31 protein-coding genes are annotated in these 25,816 nt (G+C 63.2%); 26 read left to right on the top strand and 5 right to left on the bottom strand.

Features of this window, described 5'->3' with window-relative positions; genetic code table 11:
• Window positions 1-171: 171 nt before the first annotated feature.
• The 13 genes from VGN68_RS11885 to VGN68_RS11945 all read left to right on the top strand — a co-directional run bounded on the left by VGN68_RS11885 (window position 172) and on the right by VGN68_RS11945 (window position 7,172).
• A complete protein-coding gene (locus VGN68_RS11885; protein ID WP_327476901.1) occupies window positions 172-588 on the top strand; it encodes a MerC domain-containing protein in 417 nt (138 codons plus the stop codon).
• Window positions 589-718: 130 nt separating this feature from the next.
• Window positions 719-892, top strand: a complete 174-nt coding sequence (locus VGN68_RS11890; RefSeq protein ID WP_327476903.1) for a hypothetical protein — start codon at window positions 719-721, stop codon at window positions 890-892.
• Between the two features lie 3 nt (window positions 893-895).
• On the top strand, window positions 896-1,309 hold the full coding sequence (locus VGN68_RS11895) for a hypothetical protein (protein WP_327476905.1): 414 nt from the start codon (window positions 896-898) through the stop codon (window positions 1,307-1,309).
• Window positions 1,306-1,497 (top strand): helix-turn-helix transcriptional regulator, encoded by a 192-nt coding sequence (locus tag VGN68_RS11900; protein WP_053556040.1) that lies wholly within the window; start codon window positions 1,306-1,308, stop codon window positions 1,495-1,497. The genes VGN68_RS11895 and VGN68_RS11900 overlap by 4 nt, the downstream gene beginning before the upstream one ends.
• A gap of 5 nt (window positions 1,498-1,502) precedes the next feature.
• Complete coding sequence (locus tag VGN68_RS11905; protein ID WP_327476912.1) at window positions 1,503-2,429, top strand: alpha/beta hydrolase; 927 nt, start codon at window positions 1,503-1,505, stop codon at window positions 2,427-2,429.
• 76 nt (window positions 2,430-2,505) lie between these two features.
• The gene (locus tag VGN68_RS11910) at window positions 2,506-2,760 is read left to right on the top strand and encodes a DUF6356 family protein (RefSeq protein ID WP_088441503.1); all 255 of its coding nucleotides are present in this window, start codon (window positions 2,506-2,508) and stop codon (window positions 2,758-2,760) included.
• Between the two features lie 133 nt (window positions 2,761-2,893).
• A complete protein-coding gene (locus tag VGN68_RS11915; protein WP_327476915.1) occupies window positions 2,894-3,658 on the top strand; it encodes an alpha/beta hydrolase in 765 nt (254 codons plus the stop codon).
• A 137-nt stretch (window positions 3,659-3,795) separates the two neighbouring features.
• Entirely contained in the window at window positions 3,796-4,233 is a 438-nt protein-coding gene (locus VGN68_RS11920; RefSeq protein ID WP_327476917.1) for a thioesterase family protein, read from the top strand.
• A gap of 9 nt (window positions 4,234-4,242) precedes the next feature.
• Entirely contained in the window at window positions 4,243-4,680 is a 438-nt protein-coding gene (locus tag VGN68_RS11925; protein WP_327476919.1) for a VOC family protein, read from the top strand.
• Between the two features lie 10 nt (window positions 4,681-4,690).
• Window positions 4,691-5,098 carry a VOC family protein gene (locus tag VGN68_RS11930; RefSeq protein ID WP_327476921.1) on the top strand — a complete coding sequence of 136 codons (408 nt, stop codon included), beginning with the start codon at window positions 4,691-4,693 and terminating at the stop codon, window positions 5,096-5,098.
• Between the two features lie 69 nt (window positions 5,099-5,167).
• Entirely contained in the window at window positions 5,168-5,896 is a 729-nt protein-coding gene (gloB, locus tag VGN68_RS11935; protein ID WP_327476923.1) for a hydroxyacylglutathione hydrolase, read from the top strand.
• A 64-nt stretch (window positions 5,897-5,960) separates the two neighbouring features.
• Complete coding sequence (locus tag VGN68_RS11940) at window positions 5,961-6,407, top strand: hypothetical protein (RefSeq protein ID WP_327476925.1); 447 nt, start codon at window positions 5,961-5,963, stop codon at window positions 6,405-6,407.
• Between the two features lie 135 nt (window positions 6,408-6,542).
• Window positions 6,543-7,172 carry a DUF805 domain-containing protein gene (locus VGN68_RS11945; protein ID WP_327476928.1) on the top strand — a complete coding sequence of 210 codons (630 nt, stop codon included), beginning with the start codon at window positions 6,543-6,545 and terminating at the stop codon, window positions 7,170-7,172.
• Between the two features lie 10 nt (window positions 7,173-7,182).
• On the opposite strand, the gene VGN68_RS11950 is transcribed toward VGN68_RS11945, so the two are convergent.
• From VGN68_RS11950 to VGN68_RS11960, 3 genes are all read right to left on the bottom strand, one after another.
• Window positions 7,183-8,988 carry a long-chain fatty acid--CoA ligase gene (locus VGN68_RS11950; protein ID WP_327476930.1) on the bottom strand — a complete coding sequence of 602 codons (1,806 nt, stop codon included), beginning with the start codon at window positions 8,986-8,988 and terminating at the stop codon, window positions 7,183-7,185.
• A gap of 42 nt (window positions 8,989-9,030) precedes the next feature.
• Window positions 9,031-10,722: a gamma-glutamyltransferase gene (gene ggt / locus VGN68_RS11955; RefSeq protein ID WP_327476932.1), complete on the bottom strand. Its 1,692-nt coding sequence runs from the start codon at window positions 10,720-10,722 to the stop codon at window positions 9,031-9,033.
• 181 nt (window positions 10,723-10,903) lie between these two features.
• A complete protein-coding gene (locus tag VGN68_RS11960) occupies window positions 10,904-11,974 on the bottom strand; it encodes a quinone-dependent dihydroorotate dehydrogenase (RefSeq protein ID WP_327476934.1) in 1,071 nt (356 codons plus the stop codon).
• A 94-nt stretch (window positions 11,975-12,068) separates the two neighbouring features.
• Here VGN68_RS11960 and VGN68_RS11965 point away from each other — a divergent pair, with 94 nt between their 5' ends.
• The 12 genes from VGN68_RS11965 to VGN68_RS12020 all read left to right on the top strand — a co-directional run bounded on the left by VGN68_RS11965 (window position 12,069) and on the right by VGN68_RS12020 (window position 22,540).
• The gene (locus tag VGN68_RS11965) at window positions 12,069-13,883 is read left to right on the top strand and encodes a DUF885 domain-containing protein (protein WP_414713041.1); all 1,815 of its coding nucleotides are present in this window, start codon (window positions 12,069-12,071) and stop codon (window positions 13,881-13,883) included.
• A 106-nt stretch (window positions 13,884-13,989) separates the two neighbouring features.
• Window positions 13,990-14,877 carry a helix-turn-helix domain-containing protein gene (locus tag VGN68_RS11970; protein WP_327476936.1) on the top strand — a complete coding sequence of 296 codons (888 nt, stop codon included), beginning with the start codon at window positions 13,990-13,992 and terminating at the stop codon, window positions 14,875-14,877.
• 305 nt (window positions 14,878-15,182) lie between these two features.
• A complete protein-coding gene (locus VGN68_RS11975; RefSeq protein WP_327476938.1) occupies window positions 15,183-15,689 on the top strand; it encodes an Rrf2 family transcriptional regulator in 507 nt (168 codons plus the stop codon).
• A gap of 1 nt (window position 15,690) precedes the next feature.
• Complete coding sequence (gene sufB, locus VGN68_RS11980) at window positions 15,691-17,169, top strand: Fe-S cluster assembly protein SufB (protein ID WP_327476940.1); 1,479 nt, start codon at window positions 15,691-15,693, stop codon at window positions 17,167-17,169.
• Complete coding sequence (locus VGN68_RS11985; protein WP_327476942.1) at window positions 17,166-17,735, top strand: hypothetical protein; 570 nt, start codon at window positions 17,166-17,168, stop codon at window positions 17,733-17,735. The genes sufB and VGN68_RS11985 overlap by 4 nt, the downstream gene beginning before the upstream one ends.
• A 243-nt stretch (window positions 17,736-17,978) precedes the next feature.
• The gene (locus VGN68_RS11990) at window positions 17,979-18,242 is read left to right on the top strand and encodes a hypothetical protein (protein ID WP_137869327.1); all 264 of its coding nucleotides are present in this window, start codon (window positions 17,979-17,981) and stop codon (window positions 18,240-18,242) included.
• 79 nt (window positions 18,243-18,321) lie between these two features.
• A complete protein-coding gene (locus VGN68_RS11995) occupies window positions 18,322-18,723 on the top strand; it encodes a hypothetical protein (protein ID WP_327476946.1) in 402 nt (133 codons plus the stop codon).
• On the top strand, window positions 18,710-19,453 hold the full coding sequence (gene sufC / locus VGN68_RS12000; protein ID WP_327476948.1) for a Fe-S cluster assembly ATPase SufC: 744 nt from the start codon (window positions 18,710-18,712) through the stop codon (window positions 19,451-19,453). Before VGN68_RS11995 ends, sufC begins: the two co-directional genes overlap by 14 nt.
• Window positions 19,454-19,565: 112 nt before the next feature.
• On the top strand, window positions 19,566-20,291 hold the full coding sequence (locus VGN68_RS12005; protein ID WP_327476950.1) for a SufD family Fe-S cluster assembly protein: 726 nt from the start codon (window positions 19,566-19,568) through the stop codon (window positions 20,289-20,291).
• A gap of 89 nt (window positions 20,292-20,380) precedes the next feature.
• Window positions 20,381-21,526, top strand: coding sequence for a cysteine desulfurase (locus tag VGN68_RS12010; protein ID WP_327477126.1), 1,146 nt, complete (start codon window positions 20,381-20,383; stop codon window positions 21,524-21,526).
• Window positions 21,523-21,993: an SUF system Fe-S cluster assembly protein gene (locus tag VGN68_RS12015; protein ID WP_327476952.1), complete on the top strand. Its 471-nt coding sequence runs from the start codon at window positions 21,523-21,525 to the stop codon at window positions 21,991-21,993. The genes VGN68_RS12010 and VGN68_RS12015 overlap by 4 nt, the downstream gene beginning before the upstream one ends.
• Before the next feature lie 196 nt (window positions 21,994-22,189).
• Window positions 22,190-22,540, top strand: a complete 351-nt coding sequence (locus VGN68_RS12020) for an iron-sulfur cluster assembly accessory protein (RefSeq protein ID WP_327476954.1) — start codon at window positions 22,190-22,192, stop codon at window positions 22,538-22,540.
• A gap of 21 nt (window positions 22,541-22,561) precedes the next feature.
• On the opposite strand, the gene VGN68_RS12025 is transcribed toward VGN68_RS12020, so the two are convergent.
• Together VGN68_RS12025 and VGN68_RS12030 are read right to left on the bottom strand one after the other, a co-directional pair.
• A complete protein-coding gene (locus VGN68_RS12025) occupies window positions 22,562-23,278 on the bottom strand; it encodes an extensin family protein (RefSeq protein ID WP_327476956.1) in 717 nt (238 codons plus the stop codon).
• Window positions 23,279-23,315: 37 nt separating this feature from the next.
• Entirely contained in the window at window positions 23,316-24,707 is a 1,392-nt protein-coding gene (locus tag VGN68_RS12030; RefSeq protein WP_327476958.1) for a cytochrome P450, read from the bottom strand.
• Window positions 24,708-24,879: 172 nt separating this feature from the next.
• Between VGN68_RS12030 and VGN68_RS12035 the strand changes: the two genes are divergently transcribed.
• Window positions 24,880-25,809 carry a hypothetical protein gene (locus VGN68_RS12035; RefSeq protein ID WP_327476960.1) on the top strand — a complete coding sequence of 310 codons (930 nt, stop codon included), beginning with the start codon at window positions 24,880-24,882 and terminating at the stop codon, window positions 25,807-25,809.
• Window positions 25,810-25,816 lie beyond the last annotated feature (7 nt).

Below are 25,816 nucleotides of genomic sequence, written 5' to 3' on the forward strand. Positions count from 1 at the left end.
GTGACGCGGATCATCTGGGACATCGAAACTATAGCCTTTCTGGGCAAAATTGCCGGGTTCCTTTGCCAGCATGCGGTGGGGGCGGCAAGGGGCGGATTCACAATCGGACTTGCAATGATACAATGTATCACTATCTCGCACGGCAAGCCCCTCCCGCGAAAGTCTCCCATCATGTGTATCCCCGCCGCGCGCCCGCGCTTTGCCGACCTGTTGGGGATCACGCTGTCGCTGACCTGCCTTGTGCATTGCCTCGCACTGCCGCTGCTGATCCTGCTCGCTCCCGCACTCGGCACGTGGATCGCGATGCCTGAATGGGTGCATGCGGCCATCTTGATGCTGGCTTTGCCCGCCGCGACTTTTGCCATGAGGGATGGTTGGCGGCGCCACGGTCGGGTGGCGCCTGCTGCGCTTGCAGCAGCAGGCGTCGGCCTTTTGGCCGCGGGGCTGGCAGCGCACGAAGGTTGGCTGCCGCTAGCCGACCCCGAAACCGCCGACCGGTTACTGACGTCGTTCGGCGCGGTGACGCTCGCCAGCGCGCACCTCCTCAACTGGCGTTGGCGCCACGCCTTTCGCGGCCACCTTCGTTAGCGCGAGCTCTTACACGGCCGGACCGAACGGGCATCTTTGGGTGGGAAGCTTGTCACTTAGTCAATGTCGCTTGACAATCGCGAATCACAATGTCAATGTTCCTTGACTGATTAACAAGGGAGCTTGACCAATGCCGCATATGCTGCGCGCCCTGCCCTGGGCGATCGCCATCCTCGCCATCGCCCTGTTGGGTGCTGCCGACATCATCCGCGCCAACGTGGCGACCAGCCTGGTGACGGTGCTGCCACTCGTCATGGTCGCGATCGTCGCGGGTTCGGCGCGCTGCCGCCCGCGGGAGAGCTGAGCCGTGGCACAGAACCCCGCGCAGCGTCGCTATATGCGCCGGATGATCCTGCTTTCAGCTGCCTATATCGCGGCGGTGGTGCTGGCGAGCTGGCTCATTCCCGACGATGCGGCGGCGACGCCGCTGACCGTGACCATTGCCCTCGTCCCTGCGCTTGCTACCTCGGGCTTCATCTGGGCGATGGCGAGCTATGTTGCCGAGTTGAAGGATGAATATGTCCGGATGCTGGAAATCCGCAAGATGCTCGTGGCGACGGGCTTCACCCTCGCGCTGGCCAGTGGCTGGGGCATTTTGGAGCTGTTCACCACCGTGCCGCGGGTGCAGCTATTCTATGTGTTCCCGGTCTGGTGCCTGGGGCTCGCGGTCGGATCGTTGGTCAACAAGGTCACGATTGGCGACGGCGGACCTTGCCTGTGAAAAACCGCCTGAAAGTCCTGCGCGCCGAGCGTGACTGGAGTCAGGGCGACCTTGCCGAGCGGCTGGAGGTATCGCGCCAGTCGGTCAACGCGATCGAGACGGGCAAATATGACCCCTCACTCCCCCTCGCCTTTCGCATCGCCGACCTGTTCGGGCTGCCGATCGAAGAGATTTTTCTGAAGGATTGAACGCCATGACACGACAAACTTCTGTTGCCGCGACCTTCCTGCTTGCGGTCGGCCTGATCACGGGCCGCGCCGATGCCGCCGAGCCCTGTCCGACCGGGCTGGTCGAGGGCCAGCGCATCACCATATTGGTCGAAGGCGATGGTCCCGATGTCGTGCTGATCCCGGGCTTGTCGAGCCCGCGCGCGGTCTGGGACACGACTGCCGAGCGGCTGAAAGGCACACGTCGGCTGCACCGCGTCCAGATCCGCGGCTTTGGCGACGCAGCCGGGGTCAATGCCGAGGGACCGGTGCTCGACCCGATGATGCGCGAAGTGGCCGATTATATCGACGATTGCATCACCGATCAGGGCCGCGCTGCGCCCGCGATCATCGGCCATTCGATGGGCGGGCTGACCGGATTGATGATCGCGGCGCGAGTGCCGCAACAGGTCGGCAAGCTGATGATCGTCGACGCGCTGCCCTTCATCGGCACGCTGTTCAACCCGGCGGCGACGGTGGACAGCGTGAAACCGCAAGCCGAGCAGATGGCGGCGATGATGCGCGCCCAATATGGCCAGCCCGCGCCGACGGGGCCGGTCAGCGATCCCGGCCCGGTGAGCATGGCCGGCGGCATGTCGAACCAGCCCGCTGGCCGCACCGCGATCCTCGGCTGGACGCGCGCCGCCGATGCGCGGGTGACGGCGCAGGTCTTTCACGACGTGATGACCACCGACATGCGCGGCGAACTTGCCGCGGTGACCGCGCCGGTGACCCTGCTCTATGCTCAGGACAACAGCCTGATGCCCGCCGATCGCGCGAAGGCAGCGTTCGAACCGCAATATGTCGGCGTCGCCAAATTCACCGCGCACATGGTGACGGGCAGCCGTCACTTCATCATGCTCGACCAGCCCGAAGCCTTTGCCAAAGCGGTCGACGATTTCCTCGCCGAATGAGCGACCAGCCGCGCCCTGCCCTTGCGAGCCGATCGATGGCTCGCTAGGGCAGCGGCAGCCGGAAGGGAGCCACCTCATGTTCAAGCGCCTGTTTGTCGATCATCCCAAGGCGGTCGATGAAAATTACATCGAACATTTCGGCGTCGCCTCGAAATTCGGGGTGACGATGATCTATGGCGGCCTATGTGCGCTGGTCCATGCCGTCGTCCCCGGCTGGTGCATCACCACCGGCAGCGACACGATCCGCAGGCTCAACAAGATCATGGTCGAGCAGCGCGCCGCGAAGGGGCAGGCCGCGATGCAGATGAACACAATCGACTGGGTGATCTGACCGGCGTGCGCCCGACACGCCCAACTACACCTCCGTTCGCATCGAGCGACGTCGAGATGCCCCTCGATCTTGCGCTATCCCGAAGGGTGTCTCGACTTCGCTCGACACGAACGGGAATAGAGGGTGAAATTTGGTGAGCGAAGGTTCGGCACCCGACTACCTCGAACGCCCCGGCCGCCCTCGCCTCGCCTATCGCCATGTCGCGGGCGCGGGGCCGACGATCGTCTTTCTCCCCGGCTATATGTCCGACATGGCGGGTGGTAAGGCCACCGCGCTGTTCGACTGGGCAGCCGCCGAAGGTCGTGCCTGCCTGCTCCTCGATTATGCCGGTTGCGGGTTGTCGGACGGTCTGTTCGCCGAGCAGAATTTGCTCGACTGGCGCGGCGATGTCCTCGACCTGATCGACGCCCGCGCGACGGGTCCGGTGGTGATCGTCGGTTCGTCGATGGGCGGCTGGCTGATGCTGCTCACCGCGCTCGCGCTGGTCCAGCGCGACGGGCCGGGGCGCGTTGCGGGGCTGGTCGGGATCGCCGCGGCGCCCGATTTTACCGACTGGGGTTTCAGCGACGCCGAAAAGGCGATCATCCTCGCCGAGGGCGAACTGCGCGAAGAAACCTCGTACAGCGACCAGCCTTATGTGACGACGCGCGTTTTTTTCCAGTCGGGCGAGGCGAACCGGTTGCTGACCAGCGAAATCCCCCTCACCTGCCCCGTGCGTCTGCTCCATGGGCAGGACGATGGCGACGTCTCGCCCGACATCAGCCTGCGCCTGTCGGCGGCGCTCGCCAGCGACGATGTACAGGTGACGCTGGTCAAGGGCGGCGACCACCGCCTGTCGCGCGACACCGACATCGCGCTGCTGATCGACACCGTCGCGCGCTTGGCGACCGCAAACTAAACTTTGATTGAAAAAGCCCTGTTCTCCCGCGAAGGCGGGAGTCCATCTCCGATCGGTGCAAAATCGAACCGGCTGGAGATGGGTCCCCGCCTTCGCGGGGACACGGCTTTTCTATTCATCTATGCCCGAGGATGTTCATGGCTCGCAGCGACTTCAAATTCCACGTCATCAAGCGCGTCCGCTACGCCGAAATCGATGCGCAGGCGGTCGTGTTCAACAGCCGTTACCTGGAGTATTTCGACATCGGGATCACAGAGTATTGGCGCGCCGTGGGCGTCTATGACCGCTGGCCCGATCGCGACAGCCCCGAATTCCACGTCGCGCGGGCCGAGGTCGATTACAAGGTGCCAATTTTGCTCGACGAAGAAGTTGATATTTGCGTGCGCTGTTCGCGCGTGGGCAGGAGCTCGATGACCTTTCTGTTCGAGCTGCATGGCGCGGGCAAAGACGATCTGCGCGCGACGGGGCTGGAGGTCAGCGTCCATGTCGCCGAGGCACAGGGCGCACCGACCCCGGTGCCCGATGAATTCGTAAACTTGTTCGAAGCATTTGAAGGTCGGAGCCTTCGCGCGTAGAACAGCGACATGACCAAATATCTCCACACCATGATCCGCGTGTCGGATCCCGACGCGACCGTCGCCTTTTTCAACCTGATCGGGCTGGAGGAGGTCCGCCGTTTCGACAGCGAACAGGGACGCTTCACGCTGATTTTCCTCGCCTGTCCGGGGCAAGCGGGCGTCGCCGAGGTCGAACTGACCTATAATTGGCCGCCCGAGGACGGCAGCGCGCCCGAGCAATATGCGGGCGGCCGCAACTTCGGGCATCTGGCGTACCGCGTCGACGATATCTACGCGACGTGCCAGCGGCTGATGGACGCGGGAGTAACGATCAACCGCCCGCCGCGCGACGGCCATATGGCGTTCGTCCGCTCGCCCGACGGCATTTCGGTCGAACTGCTTCAGGAGGGGCACCTGCCGCCGCAGGAACCTTGGGCTTCGATGCCCAATACCGGCACTTGGTAGGGGCCGCGCGATGCCGGGCCTGTTGATCAATATCGACGTGCCCGATCTGGCGGCTGGCGAAAGATTCTACACCGATGCGCTGGGATTGACTGTCACCCGTCGATTCGGCGACGATATCGTCGAGCTGGCCGGATGCGAGGCGCCCATCTATCTGATCGCGAAACGCGCCGGGTCGGCGATCGGCCCCGGCGCTGGCGATTTTCGCCGCTATAATCGGCACTGGACGCCGGTGCATCCGGACTTTTCGGTCACCGACCTGGATGATGCCGTCCGGCAGGCCCTTGAGGCCGGCGCGGTGCAGGAGGGCGAGACACTGGCGCTGCCCTATGGCAGACAGGCGATGTTCGCCGATCCGTTCGGCAACGGATTCTGCCTGATCGAGTTCAACGAGTATGGCTATGATGCGCTGGCCCGCTGACCAGCCGAACCAAGGCTTTGGCGCTGCCGCTCCGTCTTGCAAAGGCGAGACGATGGAAAGGAGAAAATCGTGACCGCACTCGACATCGTTCGCATCCCGGTGCTCAGCGACAATTATGTCTGGCTGGTCCATGATTCGGACAGCGAAGCGACGATGGTCGTCGACCCCGCCGTTGCCGACCCCGTGCTCGAAGCCGCGGCCGCGCGGGGGTGGACGATCACCGACATCTGGAACACCCATTGGCACCCCGACCACACCGGCGGCAACGCCGCGATCAAGGATGCCACCGGCTGTACAATAACAGGACCGGCGGCCGAATTTGCGCGTATCCCGACCCTCGATGTGCAGGTGACGGGGGGCGACACCGTTCGCTTGGGCAATCATATCGCCAGCGTCTGGGACGTCCCCGCGCACACCGCCGGCCATCTCGCCTATCATTTTGCCGACGACGCCGCGATCTTCGTGGGCGACACGATGTTCGCGATGGGCTGTGGCCGGTTGTTCGAAGGCACCGCCGAGCAGATGTTCGCCAATATGCAGCAACTCGCCACGCTCGACGATGCAACGCGTGTTTATTGCGCGCATGAATATACGCTGTCGAACGCGCGCTTTGCGGTGACGGTCGATCCGGACAATGATGCGCTCGCCGCGCGGCTGGCGGCGGTCGAGGCGGCGCGCGCCGCCGGAGAAGCCACGGTGCCGACGACGATAGGCGCCGAGCGCGCCACAAATCCCTTTTTGCGGGCGCCGAGTGCTGCCGAACTCGGGCGTATTCGTGCGCTCAAGGACGCCGCATGATGCGGCCACTTCAGCGCCGGTTCATCTGCCGACAATATATTGCGCAATCTCAAGGAGCAATTTCATGGCCACGCTGAACCCGATGCGCGCTCTGCTGTTAATCGCAGCAGCACCGCTGGTCGCGAGCTGCGCGCCCGCCGGGACCGCCGAACCGGGCGCCGCCGCGTTGACCCCGAAACAGGCCGAGCGGCTGGACAAACAGCTGGCCGGCAAGGTTCCGGGCGAGCCGATGCGATGCCTGCCCAACTATCGCAGCAACGACACGATCCGCGTCTCGGACAGCATCCTGCTGTATCGTTCAGGCGGCAATCTGGTGTACCGTAACGACCTGAAAAACAGCTGCCCCGGCCTCGCCCGCGATAGTGATATCATGGTCGTCCGCCAGTTTGGATCATCGACCTGCGAAGGCGATTTTTTCCATCTGGTCGACCGGTCGAGCGGCATCCGCGGTCCGACCTGTGTCTTCGGCGAATTCGTCCCCTATCGCAAACCGGCGGGGGACGCGGGCTGAACCAGCGGTTCAGCCGCAGGCGGGGACCGGTTTGTGCCGAGCTCTTCGGGTCGCAACCCCGCCTGCTTTTGCAAGCAAAGCGATATGAGACGAGACGTTAGTCTTTTCTAAAACATATGTTGCTTTATCAGTACAATGGCTACTGTAAACCCACTAAAAAATATCGTCCACGGCTTGTCTGGCGTACTTCGATTTCGAGGACGAGATACGCGGATGCAGTTTTGGCACTATCTGGCTTTTCTGTTCTTTGTCATGTTTTTCATCCCGGCACCTCCCGCGCTCGATCTTTACCGCGAGCTCGGCTCCGCAGACCGCGCGGCATTTCTCGCCCGCGTCGCGCCAACCGACGAACAGCATATGTTTCTGAATATGTACGAAATGCAGGGCATGTTTGGGGTTATCCGTCAGATTTTCCTGCTTCTTCTTACCGCCGCGATGGTCCGCCGTTTGCACGACTTGGGCCGTTCCGGTGCTCACGCGCTGATCAACGTCCTTCTTAGCTTGTGGGCCTTGGGCGCCGCGCTGGTCGCTTCTTGGGATTTCGGACAGTCGGTGGAAGCGATGCTGACCGCGCGACAGGTCATGCTATGGATCGGACTGCTATGGCTTGCCCACTTCAGCTATCTCGCTATCCAGCTGATGCGGAAAACGGACCCCGGCTTTAATCGCGGCGGCGAACCCGCTGCATCCGAAAGGACAGTCCAAATCGAGACGCTACGCCGACGCGCCTTCGGTAAGCGTCCGGCAGACGAGCAGTCGCCGTAAGCCGTATTTCTCAGGCCTTATACAGCGCCGCAATCTTGTCGGCATACACCTCGCGCAGCACATGGCGGCGGATTTTCATCGAAGGTGTCATCTGTTCGTTCTCGATGGAAAAGGCTTCATCGGCAAAGTCGAACTTACGCACCTTTTCAATCACCGACAGCTGGCCGTTGACGCGGTCCACCGCAGCGCGGATCGCGGCGCGGAATTTCTCATGCTCGCGCAGGCGGCTCAGCTCTTTTGGCAGCCCCTCGGCCTCGGCCCATTCGGCCATCCACTCGGGATCGGGAACCAGCAAGCCGACAAGGTGCGGGCGCTTGTCGCCATAGACCATCGCCTGCAAAATCTCGGGCTGGAGCGTCAACATGCCTTCGACGCGCTGCGGCGAGACATTGTCGCCCTTGTCGTTGACGATCAGATCCTTTTTGCGGTCGGTGATGACGATGCGGCCCTTGTCGTCAATGTGGCCGATGTCGCCGGTGTGGAGCCAGCCGTCGACCAGCACCCGCGCGGTTTCGGCGTCATTGCGCCAATAGCCTTTCATGACGAGTTCGCCGCGCACCAAAATCTCGCCGTCGTCGGCGATCTTGACCTCGGTGTTCATCAGCGGCGGGCCGACGGTGTCCATCTTGATCCCCGCTGCGGGGCGATTGCAGCTGATCACCGGCCCCGCCTCGGTCTGGCCATAGCCTTGCAGCAGGGTGAGTCCGATCGAGTGGAAGAACACCCCGATCTCCGGATTGAGCGGCGCGCCGCCCGACACCAGCGCTTTCATCCGCCCGCCGAAGCGTTTCTGGATCTTGGGCCGGAACAATTTGTCGAGGATCAGGTCGACCGGGCGATCGAGCACGCCCATGCGGCGCTCATAATCTTTTTCGCCGACGCGCAGCGCCTGGTTCAGCATCCAGTTGGCGAGCTTGCCCTGCTTTTCGACCGATTTGATCATGCGGGCGCGGATGACTTCGAACAGGCGCGGCACGACGACCATGATCGTCGGGCGCGTCTCCTCGATGTTCGAAACCAGTTTTTCCAGACCTTCGCTGTAATAGATTTGCGCGCCGACCATGATCGGCAGAAACTGGCCGCCAGAATGTTCATAGGCGTGGCTGAGCGGCAGGAACGACAGGAACACTTCCTCGTCGCCGATGCCGAAATCATTGACCAGCACCTCGGCGGCGCCCGCGGCGTTGTGCAGGATCGCGCCATGATGCTGCATCACCCCGCGCGGCGCACCGCCGGTGCCGCTGGTGTAGATCAGGCAGGCGGTGTCATCGCGCGTCATCGCCGCGCCGCGCGCCTTGGCCTCCTCCAGATGCGCTTCACCGCCCGTGACGAGCGGCGCCCAGTCGCGCACCGCGACATCGCCCTGCTGCCCGACGCGAAGGCTTTCCATGGTGATGACGGTGTGCGCGTCGGAGCGGGTTACCGCGGGCATCAGCGTGCGCGCCAGCTTGGCGGTCGATACGATCACCGCCTTCGCACCGCTGTTGTCGAGGATGTGCTGGTGATCGCGTTCGGTGTTGGTCGTATAGGTTGGGACGGTGATGCATCCCGCGGCCATGATCGCCAGATCGGCGATGCACCATTCGGGGCGATTCTCGCTGACCAGCACGACGCGGTCGCCCTCCTTCAGCCCCATCTCGCGCAGCCCATGCGCGAGCGCTGCGACCTGGTTCGCGACCTGTCGCCAACTCAGCGGATGCCAGACGCGATCGGCTTTGCGCCACAGGAACGGATCTTCGCCGCCCCTTTCCGCGCGGTCGAAAAACATCGCGACCAGACTCGGAAAATGGTCGAGATGGGGATTGTCCAGCTTCATGCCTGTCACTCTCCGCGAATTTTGATCTGTTGTCGTTGTAGCTTAGCCCTGCGGCGGCGCGCCATCCACCGATGAAGTCCCCGGCCCGCGCGGATCGGCGGCGCCGCGCCAGCTGTCGCCGATGCGCTCGACCGCGTTGAGCTTGGAACCGAGGTCCGTGGGCGTGAAGCTATAGCCAAAGGGTTGCATCTTCGCGGCCATCGCCTCGCCCGCGTCGGTATTTTCGATCAGCACGCCGCGGTCGCCGAAATAAAGATTGGGCAGTTCCATCGCCGTCTTGGCATCGAGCCCCCAGTCGAGCACCCCGACCAGCACTTTCGTCACATGCATGATGATGCGCTTGCCGCCCGCCGAACCGACCGCCAGCACAACCTTGCCATCCGGACCATAAACGATGGTCGGCGACATCGACGACAGCGGGCGCTTGCCCGCCTGCACGCGATTGGCGGTCGGCACGCCGTTCTGCGTTGGTGCCAGATCGAAATCGGTGAGTTCGTTGTTGAGGAAATAGCCGTTGGCGATCAGGTGGCTGCCGAAAATGCTTTCGATGGTCGAGGTCATCGACACGACATTGCCGGCTTTGTCCGCCACCGCAAAATGGGTCGTCCCCTGCTCGGGGATCGGCACCGCCGCGGCGCGCGGCGTGGCCCCCGGCGGCGTACCGGGTTCATATTTGCCCGCAGCGCCGAATGGCGAGATCAGCTGGCGGCGTTCGGCCAGATATTTCTTGTCGAGCAGGCCCGTCACCGGCACATCGACAAAATCGGGATCGCCCAGATAGGCGGCACGGTCTGCGTAAGACAGCTGCATCGCCTCGGCGAGCAGATGCCAGCTCATCGGGTTGTCTTGCCCCATCGCCTTCATGTCCCAACCCTCGATCATCCCGAGGATACCGAAAACGGTGGTCGCCCCCGATGAGGGCGGCCCCATCCCGCAGACTTTGTACACGCGGTAAGTGGTGCAAACCGCGGGGCGCTCCTTGGCCTTGTAGGCTGCAACGTCCTTGACCGTCAGCGTCGCCTTGTTGCGCGGCGCATTGGCGACCGCGTCGCTAATCGCCTTGGCGTTGGCGCCGGTGTAGAAAGCATCGGGACCGCGCGCCGCAACATCGCGCAGCAGCGCGGCATAGGCGGGGTTGCGGATCCGGGTGCCGACCGGCGCGGGCTTGCCATCGACATAATAAATTGCGCGCGCTTCGGGAAAATCCTTCCACAAGGATTCGAAGCGCGTCATCCAATTGTGCAGCACCGGGGTGACTTCGAAGCCCTCTTCGGCCAGCTTGATCGCGGGCTGGAACAGCGCCGACCATTCCAGCTTGCCCCATTTCTTGTGCGCCATTTCGAGCAGCCGGATGTTGCCAGGGACGCCCACCGACAGCCCGCCCGGGATCGCGTCCGAATAGCCGCGCGGCTTGCCGTCAGGGCCGAGGAAGCGATCGGGCTTGGCCGACGCGGGCGCCATTTCGCGGCCGTCGATCGTCGAAATGCTGCCGTCCTTGGCATCATGGTGCAGCATGAGGCCGCCACCACCGATCCCGCTCGATTGCGGTTCGACCAATGTGAGTACGGCGACCATCGCGACCGCGGCGTCGGCGGCGGTGCCGCCCTGGTGCAGAATCTGACGCCCCGCCTCAGTCGCGCGCGAGTCGGCGGACGAGGTGACGCCTTGTGCGAGGGCGGTTGACGGAAGGGACAGGGTGAAGACCGCGGCAAGCGGCAGGAATCTTTTCAACATGGCGGCGACATTGGCGCGGGGTTGGGGGGAGTGCAAGCCTAACCGATCCTCCCTGTCGCGTAGCGATGGGGAGGTGGCAGCGCGAAGCGCTGACGGAGGGGCTTTTAACGCACCGTCGCTGCCCCTCCACCACCCGCTTCGCGGGCGGTCCCCCTCCCCACGGCTTCGCCGCAGGGAGGATTTATTCGCCTACTCCCACCCCGTCGCTCACCCGCGCGAACCCGTCGCGCACCGCCAGCTTTTCCAGCCCATGCGCAATCCGCGCCGCAAGCCCCGGTCCGGCATAGACCATCGCCGAATAAATTTGGATCAGGCTCGCGCCCGCTCGGATGCGCTCCCACGCTTGTTCCGCCGAGGCGATCCCGCCTGCCGCAATCAGCGGCACCTTGCCGCCACTCGCGACGTGAAAATCGCGAACGCGCTGGAGCGCCAGTTCGGCAAGCGGGGCGCCCGACAGGCCGCCCGCCTCCGCCGCATGGCGCGACACCAGCGCCGGACGGGTGATCGTGGTGTTCGACACGATGACCGCCGCCAGAGCTTTGTCGATCGCCACCGCGACAATATCGTCGATGTCGGCGGGTTCGAGGTCGGGCGCGACTTTCAGGAACACCGGCTTGGCCGCGCCCACTGGCTGCGCCGCTGCCACGCCGTCGAGCAGCGCCTCAAGCGCCCCTTTGTCCTGCAACGCACGCAACCCCGGGGTATTCGGCGAACTGATATTGACGGTCAGATAATCGGCGAGCGGCGCCATCGCCCCCGTCCCCTTGGCATAATCGGCGATGCGGTCGGCGCTGTCCTTGTTGGCGCCGATATTGATCCCGAGCGGCACCGGCAGGCCGTGGCGCCGCAAACATGCGATCCGCTCCGCCGCGGACGCCTGTCCACCGTTGTTGAACCCCATGCGATTGATCACCGCGCCATCCTCGACCAGCCGGAACAGCCGCGGACGCGGGTTGCCCTCCTGCGGCAGCGGGGTCAGCGTGCCAACCTCGACAAAGCCGAAGCCGAAATGCGGCATCGCGTGGGCGACGCGCGCGTCCTTGTCGAACCCGGGCGCCAGCCCGACCGGATTGGGGAAATGCAGCCCGGCGAGTTCGGTCGCGAGCACCGGGCTGGTCAGCGCCGATCGCGCCCGCGGTAGCGGCTGCAAAGCGTTGAGCGTCAGATTATGTGCCGCCTCGCCATCGGTGGCATGGACAATCGGACGGACCAGCGCATAGGCGGCATCGGCAGCGGAAGCGAAGAGCGACATGGCCCGCCATTGCGCGCCCCGCGCGGCTATGGCAAGCCCCGCCTCAACCTATTGTGCATCGCCAAAAAGCCATCGGAAAAACCGGGAGAAAATCGTGTCGCAGCTTCGCATCCTCGCTCGTCTGTCCACCAGCCTCGCGCTGCTCGCTGTGGCGGGCTGCGCGCCCGCCGCGATGCAGGAAACGCCCGCCACCGCGGCATCGACGCCCGCGCCTGATGCAGTGCCTGCCGGGGCGAACCTGGCGCAATTCTTCGACAATTATGACGCCGCGCAGCTGTCGCTCAGCCCGCAGGGCAAGGCGTATCGCGGGATTCGCGACGGCGACTATGGCCGCTGGAACGACGTCAGCGACGAGGCCGCGGTTGCCAGCCACAAATTGCAGCAGGCCACCGCCGCGGCAATGCGCGGCAGCTTCGATCCCAAAACGATGTCGACCGACGAAGCGCTGTCGTTCGAGCTATTCAACGCGCAGGCGGCGCGCGCCGAGCGCTTGTTCCCGTTCCGCGATCGCAGCTACGTCTTTGACCAGATGAACGGCCCGCAGAGCCAACTCCCCGCCTTCCTGATCAACATCCACCGCGTCGCCAATCCCGCTGAGGCCGAAGCCTATATCGCGCGGATCCGCGGGCTTGGCCCGGTGCTCGACGCGCTGACCGCGCAGTCGGTGACACGCGCCGCCAACGGCGTTCAGCCGCCCAAATGGGTCTATGCCTATCTGATTTCGGACATCGGCAATCTGCAGGGTCCGAACAATGCAGTGATAGAAGACATCACCGCGAAGGTCGCCAAGCTTGACATCGACGCCGCCGAAAAAACGCGGCTGACCGCCGCGGCAAAGGCCGCTTGGGCCGACAGCGCCGGTCCCGCCTACGGCCGCCTGCTCGCCGAGATGAAGCGCCAGCAGGCAAGCGCGCCAACGCAGGATGGGGTGTGGCGCCTGCCCGACGGCAAGGCCTATTATGAGGCGCTGCTCGCCAACTATACAACCACCGATATGACCGCGACGCAGATCCACGACCTCGGCCTGTCCGAAGTCGCGCGCATCCACGGCGAAATGAAGGCGATCATGTCCAAGGTCGGTTTCAAGGGCACGCTGCAGCAGTTTTTCGAGCATCTGCGCACCAGCCCGCAATATTATCACACGACGCGTGAGGCCTATCTGGCCGAAGTCGATGCGCGGACCAAGGCGATGGAAGCGCGGCTTCCAGCCTTCTTCAACACCCTGCCCAAGGCCGCTTTGCAGGTGAAGGCGGTCGAGGCGTTCCGCGAGAAGTCGGCGGGCAAGGCCTTTTACCAGTCGCCTTCGCCCGACGGATCGCGTCCAGGCACCTATTATGTGAACCTCTATGACCTGCGCGACATGCCCAAGACGGAGTTGGAAGCGCTCGCCTATCATGAGGGCGTCCCGGGCCACCACCTGCAACGCGCGGTGCAGACCGAACTCACCGGCCTGCCCCCTTTTCGCCGCTTCGGCGGCTTCACCGCCTACACCGAAGGCTGGGGCCTCTATACCGAGGAACTGGGCAAGGACATGGGCTTTTACACCGATCCCTACAGCGACTTCGGGCGGCTGGGCATGGAACTGTGGCGCGCCTGCCGCCTGGTCGTCGATACCGGCATCCATGACAAGCGCTGGAGCCGAGAACGCGCGATCCAGTATCTGAAAGACAACACGCCGAACCCCGATGGCGACATCGAAAAGGCGATTGAGCGTTATATCGTCTATCCGGGGCAGGCCACCGCCTACACCATCGGCAAGCTCAAAATCATGGAATTGCGCGCGCGGGCCCAGACCGCGATGGGCGCCAAATTCGATTATCGTGCTTTTCACGACGTCGTGCTCGAATCTGGACCGGTGCCGCTCGACATTCTCGAACGGCGGGTCGATGCATGGATCGCTGCGTCCTGAGGATAATTAAATAGTAAACTTCCCGCTTGACGCGCAGGGAAGAAATGCAAATGATTTGTTCCAGATAACAAGGCGGCCTGGGGAAAGGCCGTCGGGGCTGGGTCTCATGTCGGAAGCATCATCGTCGCGTGACAGCGTGGACGGCAGCGCGCCGTTCGAATTGCACTATTTCCCGCCCGATCCCGATCTGGCGGACATGGTGTCGAGTTTCTATTTCGCGCGGCTCAACATGCCGAAGTTCGACGAATATGAGCGCGCCGACCGGGCGCAGTTCCGCTTCGTCACCAATGCCGACGGCGAATATGTCTTTGCCGACGGCCACCGCGCGCCGGTGTCGCGCGCTATCATTATCGGCCCGACGAGCGGGCGGGTGCGCGCGATCAGCAATTGTCCGGCGCAATTGTTCGGTTTCGGCCTGCTACCCGCCGGATGGGCAGCGCTGATGGGCGACGACGCCGAAAAACTGACCGATCGCGCAATCGATGCAATGGATCGGTTCGGGCCGTGGATCGAAGAAGTGGCAACCACATTGGAACAGGCCGCGGATGTCGAGGGCAAGTTGGTGATCGGCAACAATTTTGCGCGCGAGGTGCTGACCCGCGGCGAGGCACCGCCGCTGTGGTTCATCCGAACGGTTGACGAGTGGTTGACCGCGTCACCCTCCCCGCAGGTTCCCGAACTGGTCGATGCCACGGGCATGTCGATCCGGTCGGTCGAGCGGATGACGAAACATTATTACGGCCTGTCGCCGCGAATGCTGGCGCGCAAATATCGCGCGGTGCGCGCCGCGTCGGCGCTGGCGCGCGGTGAAGGGCTTGATTCGGCGCAGCTCGGTGACGCCTTTTACGACCAGTCGCATCTGATCCGCGAGATCAAGCGCTTTGCCGGCGCGACGCCGGGGCAGTTGAGCAAGCCGACCTCCTATACAGCGGCGACAACCAAGGGGCGCAAGCAGCTTGCTGGCAAGGTCGGCCCGATGGTGTCGGAAACTTAGACGGTTTCGGCGTGGCGCGGTCGGGCGCACACCCTTACGACCCGTTAACCATCAAAATATGACCTAAGCCATTTTTGGCGTTTCCGTACAATCGCGAATCATCGCGTCGGCATAATCCCCCCTTGCGACCCAGAAGAGCTCATCCTCTGACGAGGACTGAGACCTTCATCTCGGCACTCATTTGGCCCCGGCCAAGTGGGTGCCTTTTTTTTGGCGCGCCGGAAATGTCGCTTGGTTGCGCCGCGCAAAGGCTTCGCCTATATAAGTGGAGTGATTTACTCCAGTTAAGAATCGTTCGCAAGCTTATGCGCCTGTCCAACCTTGCCGACTACGCCGTGGTACTGATGAGCGCCGCCGCCCGCCAGTGCGGGTCGGTGCCGATTCACGCCGGGATGCTGGCGGAGCAAACGGGGATCCCCGGGCCGACCGCGCAGAAGCTGGTGAGCAACCTCGCCCGCGCCGGGTTGCTCGTCGCGTCGCGCGGCAGCGGCGGCGGCGTACGGCTGGCGCGGCCCGCAGCGGCGATCAGCGTTGCCGACATCATCGAAGCCGTCGAAGGCCCGATCGCCCTCACCTCCTGCGTTGCCGAGGGGCGCCATGATTGCTCGCTGGAGGGTAGCTGCAAGGTGCAGCCGCACTGGGGCGTCGTAAATGGCGCGGTGCGCGGGGCGCTGGCGGGGATTAGCCTCTCAACTTTGAGTGTTGCTCCCAAAACCATTCGCCCTGAGCTTGTCGAAGGGCCGTCCTTCCTTGCTCGCGGCAATTCAGAAAAGAACAGTGCTTCGACAAGCTCAGCACGAGCGGGTGTGTGATATGGATGACGTGAAGATCAAGGACCAAGCCGCGCATGACGCCGCCGCCAAAGTCGCCGATTACGAACATGGCTGGTCCGCCGATATCGAAACTGACTTTGCGCCGAAGGGGCTGACCGAGGATACGGTCCGCTTCATTTCGGCGAAGAAGAACGAGCCTGAATGGATGCTCGACTGGCGGCTGAAGGCGTTTCGCCATTGGTTGACGATGGAAACGCCCGACTGGGCAAAGCTCAACGTACCGCCGATCGACTATCAGGACGCTTATTATTACGCGGCGCCCAAGCCGAAGCCCAAGCTCGGCAGCCTCGACGAGGTCGATCCCGAGATTCTTGAGGTCTACAAAAAGCTCGGCATTCCGATCGAGGAGCAAAAGGTGCTCGCGGGGGTCGAGGGCGCGCGCAAGGTCGCGGTCGATGCCGTGTTCGACAGCGTCAGCGTCGCGACCACCTTTCGCGAGGAATTGAAGCGCGCGGGCGTGATCTTCCTGTCGATTTCGGAAGCGATCCGCGAATATCCCGAGCTGGTGAAAAAATGGCTCGGCAAGGTCGTGCCGATGCACGACAATTATTTCGCGACGCTCAATTGCGCAGTCTTTTCGGACGGCACCTTCGTTTATGTGCCCGAAGGCGTGCGCTGCCCGATGGAGCTATCGACCTATTTCCGCATCAATGCCGAGAATACGGGGCAGTTTGAGCGGACGCTGATCATCGCCGACAAGGGCGCCTATGTCAGCTACCTCGAAGGCTGCACCGCGCCGATGCGCGACGAGAACCAGCTCCACGCCGCGGTGGTCGAACTGGTCGCACTGGACGATGCCGAGATCAAGTATAGCACGGTGCAGAACTGGTATCCCGGCAATGCCGAGGGGCTGGGCGGCATCTATAATTTCGTCACGAAGCGCGCGCTGTGCCAAGGCGCGCGCAGCAAGGTGTCGTGGACGCAGGTCGAAACCGGCTCGGCGGTGACGTGGAAATATCCGAGCTGCGTGCTGAACGGCGACGACAGCGTCGGCGAATTTTATTCGGTCGCGGTCACCAACAATTACCAGCAGGCCGACACTGGCACCAAGATGATCCACAATGGCAAGCGCACGCGATCGACCATCGTCAGCAAGGGGATCAGCGCGGGCAAGTCGAACAACACCTATCGCGGCATCGTGCGGGTCGCGCCGAACGCCGAAGGTGTACGCAACTTCACCCAGTGCGACAGCCTGCTTTTAGGGTCACTAAGCGGCGCGCACACCGTGCCGTATATCGAGGTCCGCAATCCGACGGCGACGGTCGAGCATGAAGCGACGACGAGCAAGATCAGCGACGACCAGCTTTTCTACGCGATGCAGCGCGGGCTGAACGCGGAAGAATCCGTGGCGCTGATCGTCAATGGCTTCGCCAAGGAAGTGCTGCAGCAGCTGCCGATGGAGTTTGCGGTCGAGGCGCAGAAATTGCTGGGGATTTCGCTTGAGGGGAGCGTCGGGTGACCGAGTTTCTCATCTTCCTCGCTATGTGCGCCGTCTTTTCGCTGCTGTTCTGGCGCTTTTTGAAGATACCCAACACCAAGCAGCGTCAAAAGGCGCAGGCCGCGCAAGAGTATAAGGAGCTTCATTCCAGAGTTGCTGCCGAAGATGCGGCAAAGCAGCAAGGTTTTGGTCGAAAAATGGAAGCCGAACCCGTCCAAAGATTCGTGCCAGCGGCCGGCCAATTCCCGCTGAGCGATTACGACGGCGTTGCGCCTGACTCACCATTCGGCGAGGATGTCGTTAGTCCAAAAAGCCGCACGATCCCTGCCACGTTCCTCGGCACCTGGATCGACAGCGATGGACGGAACGCCGTCATCTTCGAACCCAATCGCTACCAGTATATGGACGTAGTCGGAATGCAGCCTGTTGTCGCAGTTCGCCATATTTCGGAAACAGAGATCGCGGTTGTTTCGCAACAGGCAGAAGGCGGCAAGTGGCTCTATTGCTTGCAGTGTTACGGCCTTCTGGACGGCGGATCGACCCTTACCGACCTTGAAAATATGGATATGAAATGGGTTCGCGCCTGATGCTCCAAATAACTAACCTCCACGCCACGGTCGCCGAAAAGCTGATCCTGAATGATCGGCCGCTCGCTGATATGCGGAGAAGAATGACCCAAATTGACACAATGCCCATGGGATCCAGAGCCGACGCCGCCGCGAACCCGGCTAAATTAACTATAATTCCCGCCAGTCCGCATCCGGGGACATGGCCCATCACAGCTTTGTCATATGCTCGTAATCTGTCCGATTCGGTCCGGAGACACAGCCATGGCACGCGGTTTGGAATTCAACTGGTCGGACGCCGATCTGGTGGTGCATCCCGTGCAGGCGGTGACCGCCTATCCGACGCATCAGGGCGTGATCATCCGGCAGCAGAAAAAGTCGGAACGCGATCGCGACGAGGTGATCACCGTCCCGCACCATGCCGTGACCATGTTGATCCGGCGGTTGCAGCATCTGCAGAACACCAGCGTGATCAGCGTCGAGGAAGTCGCCAATTCGGAACTGGCGGAAATCTTCGCCGCCGAATAGGCTCAAGCTTTCCGCCCATTTCACGCGCCGCGCCGACGTCGGGCGGCGATGCGGCGCCGGGCGCGCCTTGGGGCGCAGCATGATTCGCCGTCTTCATCTGGTCCATGTCATTTTGGGCGCGGCGCTTTTGTCGGCGTGCGGCGATGCCGGATCGACCGACGACAGCCGCTTGCTGGACGTGGCAACAATCGCTGCGCAACTTCCGCCGGGAGTGCGCAGTGCCGTCACCTCCTATGAAAGCGATCTGCGCGCTGCTGCCACCAGTTATCAGGTCGAATTCGGCCAATTGCCTGTCAGCTTTGCCGATGTTGCGTCGGTCGCCGGTGCCCGCAGCGTCGCGGTCAACGTCCTGGCCGACGGGATCGGCGAGCAAATTCCCTTTGCGAGCCGCGAGACCGCCGAAAAAACCGCCAATGCCATCATTAGCGCCGCCGAACGGCGCATCCTGGAACAGATGAAAGCGCAAGATGCTGCAAATTGAAAATCTCCACGCCACCGTCGCCGACAAGCCGATCCTGAAAGGCCTGTCGCTGACCATCAATGCGGGCGAAATCCATGCCATCATGGGGCCGAACGGCGCGGGCAAGTCGACCTTGTCCTATGTGCTAGGCGGCCGTCCGGGTTATGAGGTGACCGACGGGTCGGCGACCTTTGATGGTGCCGATCTACTCGACATGGAACCCCATGAGCGCGCTGCGGCCGGGCTGTTTCTGGGCTTCCAATATCCGGTCGAAATCCCCGGCGTGTCGAACGTCCAGTTCCTGCGCGAAGCGCTCAACGCGCAGCGCCGCGCGCGCGGCGAGGAACCGCTGTCGGGCGGCGAATTCCTGAAGGTCGCGCGCGAGAAAGCGGCGCTGCTCAAGATGGACATGGACATGCTCAAGCGCCCGGTGAACGTCGGCTTTTCGGGCGGCGAGAAGAAACGCAACGAGATGGTGCAGATGGGGATCATCGATCCCAAGCTGGCGATCCTCGACGAGACCGACAGCGGCCTCGACATCGACGCGCTGCGCACCGTCGGCGACGGGATCAATTCGATCATGCGGCGCCCCGACAAGGCAGTGCTGCTGATCACCCATTACCAGCGCCTGCTCGACTATGTGCAGCCCGATTTTGTGCATGTGCTGGCCGCGGGGCGGATCGTGAAGTCCGGCGGGCCGGAGCTGGCGCGCGAGCTGGAAGCGCATGGTTATGCGGAGATTGCGGCGTGACACGCTTTCGCGCCGCAGGCGCCATTTCTCTTTCTCTCTGCGGTCTCTGCGTCTCTGCGCGCATTATATTTGATTCGCGCAGAGACGCAGAGACCGCAGAGAGGAGGACAGCATGACCGCGCACCCGACGCGCAGGGACGAGGCTTGGCGCTACAGCGATATTGAGGCGCTGACGCGCCTCTGGCCGTTACCCGCGCCCGAAAGCATCATCGTGCCTGCGGGCGGCAAGTTTGCACGCGCGATCGTTCAGGATGCGGGCGACATCCGGCAGATCGAGCTGGTGCTCGGCAAGGGCGCGGTCGCATCGCTGCATGTGCTCAACATCGGCGGCGCCTATGGACGGATCGAACTCGCCGTTACGCTGCATGAGGGCGCCGACTTCATGCTTGGCGCGGCGCAGATTGGCGGCGGCGAGCAGAATCTCGAGATCGTCACCACGGTCACTCACGCCGAACCCGGCGCGACGTCGCGGCAGGTGGTGCGATCGGTGCTCGGTGGGACGGCGACCGGCACCTACCTCGGCAAGGTTGCGGTCGCGCGTGATGCGCAGCAAACCGACAGCGCGCAGGATGTGAAGGCGATGCTGCTCAACCGCAGCGCGACCGCCAATGCCAAGCCCGAGCTGGAGATTTACGCCGACGATGTGAAATGCGCGCATGGGTGCGCGATTGGCGAACTCGATGCGATGGCGCTCTATTACCTCCAGTCGCGTGGCATTCCACCGGGCGAGGCAAAGAAGCTGATGTTGCAGGCCTTTGTCGCCGGGGTGTTCGATGGCGCCGAGGATGAGGCGCGGTTGCAGGAACTGGCGCTGGCGAAGCTGGGGGAACTGGTGTGACCACCCTCTCCTCCCCGTTCGTCCCGAGCGAAGTCGAGGGACGTGAATCCGAGCGCCAACCTGTCTCGACTTCGCTCGACACAAACGGAATTCGGAGCCAGTTTCCCGGCCTCGCCGACAACTGGCATTATCTCGACACCGCCGCCACCGCGCAAAAACCGCAGGCCGTCATCGACGCGACGGTCAACGCGATGGGCCGCGACTATGCGACGGTGCATCGCGGCGTCTATGCGCGATCGGCCGATATGACGCTCGCCTATGAGGCAGCGCGGCGGCGGATTGCGCTGTTTATTGGCGCGAAAGAAGATCAGGTTATATTCGTCCGCGGCGCGACTGAGGCGATCAATCTTGTCGCCTATTCGCACCCGCGGAAGGGCCGCGTGCTGCTCTCCACTCTCGAGCATCACAGCAATATCGTGCCGTGGCAGCTTGCGGGCTGGCAGGTCGATGTCTGCCCGCTGACTGCCGATGGCTGTATCGACCTCGACGCCGCCGAGAAGCTGCTGACGCCCGACCATAGGATGGTGGCCTTCGCGCATGTCTCGAACGTGCTCGGCAGCCCGCTCAACATCGCGCGCGCCGCGGAACTCGCCCACCGCGTCGGCGCCGAGCTGCTGATCGACGGCTGTCAGGCGGTGCCGCGGCTGCCCGTCGATGTCGCGGCGCTCGGCTGCGACTATTATGTCTTTTCGGGCCACAAGCTTTATGGTCCGACCGGCATCGGCGCGCTATGGAGCGACAAGCTCGATAGCCTGCCGCCTTGGCAGGGCGGCGGGTCGATGATCGACCGCGTGACCTTTGCCAAGACTACCTATGCCCCCGCGCCCACGCGCTTCGAAGCCGGTACGCCCGCAATTATCGAGGCGATCGGGCTCGCGGCGGCGGTCGATTATGTCGAAGCGATCGGGGTCGACGCAATCCACGCGTATGAATGCAAGCTCGTTGGCACGTTGCGCGAAGCGCTGGCTCGCAAGAACAGCATCACCTTGTTCGGCCCAGAAAACAGCGCCGGAATCGTCAGCTTTTCGATGGCGGGGGTGCATCCGCACGACATCGGCACTATCTTGGATGAAAGCGGGGTCGCGATCCGCGCCGGACACCATTGCGCGCAGCCGCTGATGGAGCATCTGGGGGTTCCGGCAACCGCGCGCGCTAGTTTTGGCGTGTACAGCAGTGAAGACGATGTGGAGGCGCTGATCGATGGCCTGTCGCGCGTCGAGAGGATTTTCGGATGAGTGAGGACCGGATGATCAAAGTGGAAGAAGTCACCAGCGTCGAATCACCGCCTAAGGCGCGCGTCGCGGATGTCGAGACGGCGCCCGAGAAATTGGAACGCAAGCGCGACTATCTTGAGGGTTTCCTCGCTGCCAAGCCCGCGGCGGTCGATCCGCACAGCGTCGGCGGCGATCTGTACGAGGCGGTCGTCAATGCGCTGAAGGACATTTACGACCCGGAAATCCCGGTGAACATCTATGACCTTGGCTTGATCTATAATGTCGAGATCGACGAGGGTCATGCGGTCGTCACCATGACGCTGACCACCCCGCATTGCCCGGTCGCGGAGTCGATGCCTGCCGAAGTCGAACTGCGCGTCGGCGCGGTCCCGGGGGTCGGCGATGCCGAAGTGAACCTCGTCTGGGATCCGCCATGGTCGCCCGCGAACATGAGCGACGAAGCGCGGCTTGAGTTGGGAATGTTGTGAGCAAAACCCTTCTCCCCTTGCGGGAGAAGGATACGAAGCCTTGTCACGAAGTGACTAGGCGTAGTTGGATGAGGGGTATGCGAGCCGCAGGCTCGCGCGGTCTTCGACCGCAACCCCTCACCCAGCTTCGACTAGGCAGCAAGCTGCCAAGTCTTCACAACCCTCTCCCGCAAGGGGAGAGGGGAAGGAGTGTGAGATGACGATTTTGAAAACCCGCCCTGCCGCAGTCACGCTGACCCCGAACGCCGAAGCACGCGTCGCGGCGCTGATGGCGGCCGCACCCGAGGGCGCGATCGGCGTCAAGCTGTCGACCCCGCGCCGCGGCTGTTCCGGCCTTGCTTACTCGGTCGATTATGTGACCGACGAACAGAAGTTCGACGAAAAGATCGAAACCCCCGGCGGCATTTTCTACATCGACGGTGCGTCGGTCCTCTACCTCATCGGTAGCGTCATGGACTGGGTCGAGGATGATTTCGCGGCGGGCTTTGTGTTCGAGAATCCGAACGCCAAGGGCGCTTGCGGCTGCGGCGAGAGCTTCACCGTCTGATCAAATAGGGACTGTCCCTATTTATCGACAGACCGACCACCCCGCCGTCCGCACCGCCATGTCGAAATGGAAATGGTCGGCATGGGCAGCGTTGTAATCGGGTGACAGCACCGTTGTGAACAGGTCGCACGACCCGTCGCGCACCGCGTGCAGAAATTCGCGGCGGACGTCGGCATCGTCCCAGTCGTTAATCAGCGCGATGCGCGTCCCGTCGGCCAGCACGAACGCCGAAATATCGATCGCATTGGCGGTCGAATGCTGGCTCGGCGTCTGCCCGCCGCGGATGCTCCGGCAGTTGTAGCTGCCGAGATTTTCGAGCGCGACGACCTTTTGCCCGAAATGCTTCTGCGCCAGCGGCTGGACGACGTCGCGGTTCCACAGCGCCATGGTCACGGTCACCGCGCAACCCGGCGCGGCATTCGCCGGGCGCATCGTCGGCACGAAACGATTGCCAGTGAGCACCATGCGCTGGCTGGCGCGGCAGGTGCCCTCCCCAACCACAGGGCGCCTTTCGTAGCCAACGCCGGCACGATCGAGCGCCGCAAAACAGGCGGCATCGTCACCGACCAGCCCCACCAGCTTACGCTGCGTCGCCCACCCCTGCGGATGCGCGATCTCGAAGCGCGCGGTCGGCATATGCTCGGGATGGTCGCGCACCCACTGCATGCCGCGGATCGCGCCGAGCGCGAGCAGCACGGCGATGCCGAACCAGATCAGATAGGGACGAGCGCTTTTCACCCCATTTCAATGGGGTGCGGCGCGCCGCTGTGCAAGCTCAGAGCGGCGCGAACGTCACCATCAACCCATCCTTGGGACGCGGGATCGGCAGCACTTGCCATTTCGGCTCATAGCCGGGCGCCACGACGATGCGATGCGTCGTGACAACATGATGGAAAAAGATCTTCGCCTGCATATAGGCAAAGTGCAGCCCCAGGCACATATGCGCGCCGCCGCCGAAGGGCACCCACGCATATTTGTGCCGCTCGCGCGCAACTTCGGGCGAGAAACGCATCGGGTCGAACTTGTCGGGCTCGGGCCAATGTTCTTCCATCATATGCGTATAGGCGGGGCTGACCCCGACCGACGTCCCGGCCGGGATGCGATAGCCGCCATATTCGAAATCCTTGAGCGCCCGGCGCGGAAAGCTCGGCACCGGGGGCACCAGCCGCAGCGCTTCCTTGAAAGCCCATTCGGTCATTTCCAGCTCGCCCAGGCTGTTGTGCCCGACACCCTCGCCCGCCGGCGAAACCGCGAGCATTTCTTCGCGCAACCTGTCCTGCCATTCGGGGTGCTTGGCGAGCATCCACACCATCGACGTGATCGAGCTGGTGATCGTGTCATGCGCCGCCATCATCAGGAAGTTCATATGATCGACGATAGCGTCGGCGCTCATATACTCGCCGTTATCGTCGCGAGCGCGGCAGATCTGGCTGAAAATATCCTCGCCCGTCCCCTCGCGGCGCTCCGGCACCATGCGGCCAAAATAATCGACCAGATAGGCGCGGCCCTTGGCGCCGCGGCCCATCGCGGTGAACGGCATCGGGACGCGGACGACGCCGATCGACGCCTGCACCATGTCGACAAAGGCCTTGTTCACCTTGTCGGCCTCGGGGCCGAAGGGGATGCCGAGGAAGCTGGTCGCGGCCAGGTCGAGCGTCAGTTTCTTGATCGCCGCATAAAATTGGAACGTTTGGCCACTCCACGATGCAACCCGATCCTTGATGCCCTCGTTCAGCGATTCGGCATAATGACGCATTGGTTCGGGCTTGAACGCCACCGACAATATCTTGCGGTCGGCGCGATGCTTTTCAAAATCCATCAGCATCAACCCGCGCGGGAACAGCAGGTTGAGCACCGGCCCCCAGCCCTGTTCGGACGAAAAAAACTTGTCGCGGTCGAACATGACCAGCTCGTTCGCCTCGGGACCGTGCAGCGCGACGCTGCGCCCGCCAAAGCTGTTGTTGCGATAGACGCGGCCATATTTCGCCACCATCCGCTTGGTGAAACCGCGATAGTCGCTGAGCTGTTCGAGGGTGTTGCCGATCACGGGATACCCATCCTCGCCGGGAATATGGTCGAGCGCCTGATCGGGATTGCGCGGCAGCCAATGCTGCGTTTCGGGGCCAAACCGGGCTTCGGGCCAATTGATCTTGGTCGGCGCGTTCATCGGGTCCATCCTCATCGGTGCTGCTGTGGTACCCAGCGTAACGCACTACTGACACTGATGCAAGTAACGCTGCGTCACTCTTCGAACGCTATTCACCGCAAATTCAACTCGACTCGGACAGCTTGCTAGCCAAGATGACCGGTCCGCACGGACCCGACAAAGGATTGGCTTGATGCCCACCAATTATAAACGCCCGCTTTCCATCGCGCTGGGAGCAATCGCGACGACGCTGCTCGGCGGTTGCTATGGCGGCGGCGTCTATGGCGCGAGCTATGCCTCCGGCGGCGATTGCGCCGCTCGTTATGGCAACGCCTATTATGACTATGACGGCTACGCCTATGACGATGGCTATGGTTATGATTGCTATGACGCGTCCGATTATGGCAGCGGCTTCATCAACATCGGGTTCGGCGGCGGCTGGTACGACGATTATTATTATCCCGGCTATGGCACGTGGATGTTTGACCGCTATCGCAACCGCTACCCGCTACGCGATCAATATCTGAACTATTGGGGCGGGCGGCGCGCGTGGTGGAAGCACCATGGCAGCCGCGGCCACGGCCAGCCGGGCCGCCCCGGCGGCTGGAATCGCGGCGATGGCGATGGGCGTCCGGGCGATGGTCGTCCGGGGCGTCCCGGCGGCTGGAACCGCGGCGATCGCGACAATGACGGCCCGCGCGGCACGCGTCCGGGTCGCGGCCGCGGCGACGGTGCGACCGCTACGCCGCCAGTCAATGCCAACCCCGAACGCCCTGGGCGGCCCGGGCGACCCGATTGGGGTACGGCGCGTCCGCGTCCGGTTCCGCAGGGGGACGGTACAGATGGTCGCCCGCGTACCGACCGCCCGCGTACCGATCGTCCGTCGGGGTGGTTGCCGCGCAGCGACACGGCCCCGCCGCGTACGGGCACCGAAATCCGTCGCATCCCGCGATCCGCGCCGTCGGCAATGCCCGAACGCGCGCCGCGCGGCGATCGTCCTGCGCCCGCTGTTCGTCAGCCTCCCGCAGCGCGACAGGCGCCGCCCGTCCAGTCCGCGCCGCCCCCGGCGCCAACCGAGCGCGTCAGCGGCGGGCGCCGTTTCAGCGCTGGTCAGCCGGAATGATGACGGA

Origin of the sequence: Sphingopyxis sp., from assembly GCF_035998965.1 — a bacterium.
Classification (GTDB): domain Bacteria; phylum Pseudomonadota; class Alphaproteobacteria; order Sphingomonadales; family Sphingomonadaceae; genus Sphingopyxis.

Excerpts from the sequence above, each read along its gene's own strand:
- VGN68_RS11885 (WP_327476901.1), top strand. The coding sequence starts at position 172 with ATGTGTATCCCCGCCGCGCGCCCGCGCTTTGCCGACCTGTTGGGGATC.
- VGN68_RS11890 (WP_327476903.1), top strand. The coding sequence starts at position 719 with ATGCCGCATATGCTGCGCGCCCTGCCCTGGGCGATCGCCATCCTCGCC.
- VGN68_RS11905 (WP_327476912.1), top strand. The coding sequence starts at position 1,503 with ATGACACGACAAACTTCTGTTGCCGCGACCTTCCTGCTTGCGGTCGGC.
- VGN68_RS11910 (WP_088441503.1), top strand. The coding sequence starts at position 2,506 with ATGTTCAAGCGCCTGTTTGTCGATCATCCCAAGGCGGTCGATGAAAAT.
- VGN68_RS11920 (WP_327476917.1), top strand. The coding sequence starts at position 3,796 with ATGGCTCGCAGCGACTTCAAATTCCACGTCATCAAGCGCGTCCGCTAC.
- VGN68_RS11925 (WP_327476919.1), top strand. The coding sequence starts at position 4,243 with ATGACCAAATATCTCCACACCATGATCCGCGTGTCGGATCCCGACGCG.
- VGN68_RS11930 (WP_327476921.1), top strand. The coding sequence starts at position 4,691 with ATGCCGGGCCTGTTGATCAATATCGACGTGCCCGATCTGGCGGCTGGC.
- VGN68_RS11940 (WP_327476925.1), top strand. The coding sequence starts at position 5,961 with ATGGCCACGCTGAACCCGATGCGCGCTCTGCTGTTAATCGCAGCAGCA.
- VGN68_RS11945 (WP_327476928.1), top strand. The coding sequence starts at position 6,543 with ATGGCTACTGTAAACCCACTAAAAAATATCGTCCACGGCTTGTCTGGC.
- VGN68_RS11950 (WP_327476930.1), bottom strand. The coding sequence starts at position 8,988 with ATGAAGCTGGACAATCCCCATCTCGACCATTTTCCGAGTCTGGTCGCG.
- ggt (WP_327476932.1), bottom strand. The coding sequence starts at position 10,722 with ATGTTGAAAAGATTCCTGCCGCTTGCCGCGGTCTTCACCCTGTCCCTT.
- VGN68_RS11960 (WP_327476934.1), bottom strand. The coding sequence starts at position 11,974 with ATGTCGCTCTTCGCTTCCGCTGCCGATGCCGCCTATGCGCTGGTCCGT.
- VGN68_RS11970 (WP_327476936.1), top strand. The coding sequence starts at position 13,990 with ATGTCGGAAGCATCATCGTCGCGTGACAGCGTGGACGGCAGCGCGCCG.
- VGN68_RS11975 (WP_327476938.1), top strand. The coding sequence starts at position 15,183 with ATGCGCCTGTCCAACCTTGCCGACTACGCCGTGGTACTGATGAGCGCC.
- sufB (WP_327476940.1), top strand. The coding sequence starts at position 15,691 with ATGGATGACGTGAAGATCAAGGACCAAGCCGCGCATGACGCCGCCGCC.
- VGN68_RS11990 (WP_137869327.1), top strand. The coding sequence starts at position 17,979 with ATGGCACGCGGTTTGGAATTCAACTGGTCGGACGCCGATCTGGTGGTG.
- VGN68_RS11995 (WP_327476946.1), top strand. The coding sequence starts at position 18,322 with ATGATTCGCCGTCTTCATCTGGTCCATGTCATTTTGGGCGCGGCGCTT.
- sufC (WP_327476948.1), top strand. The coding sequence starts at position 18,710 with ATGCTGCAAATTGAAAATCTCCACGCCACCGTCGCCGACAAGCCGATC.
- VGN68_RS12005 (WP_327476950.1), top strand. The coding sequence starts at position 19,566 with ATGACCGCGCACCCGACGCGCAGGGACGAGGCTTGGCGCTACAGCGAT.
- VGN68_RS12015 (WP_327476952.1), top strand. The coding sequence starts at position 21,523 with ATGAGTGAGGACCGGATGATCAAAGTGGAAGAAGTCACCAGCGTCGAA.
- VGN68_RS12020 (WP_327476954.1), top strand. The coding sequence starts at position 22,190 with ATGACGATTTTGAAAACCCGCCCTGCCGCAGTCACGCTGACCCCGAAC.
- VGN68_RS12030 (WP_327476958.1), bottom strand. The coding sequence starts at position 24,707 with ATGAACGCGCCGACCAAGATCAATTGGCCCGAAGCCCGGTTTGGCCCC.
- VGN68_RS12035 (WP_327476960.1), top strand. The coding sequence starts at position 24,880 with ATGCCCACCAATTATAAACGCCCGCTTTCCATCGCGCTGGGAGCAATC.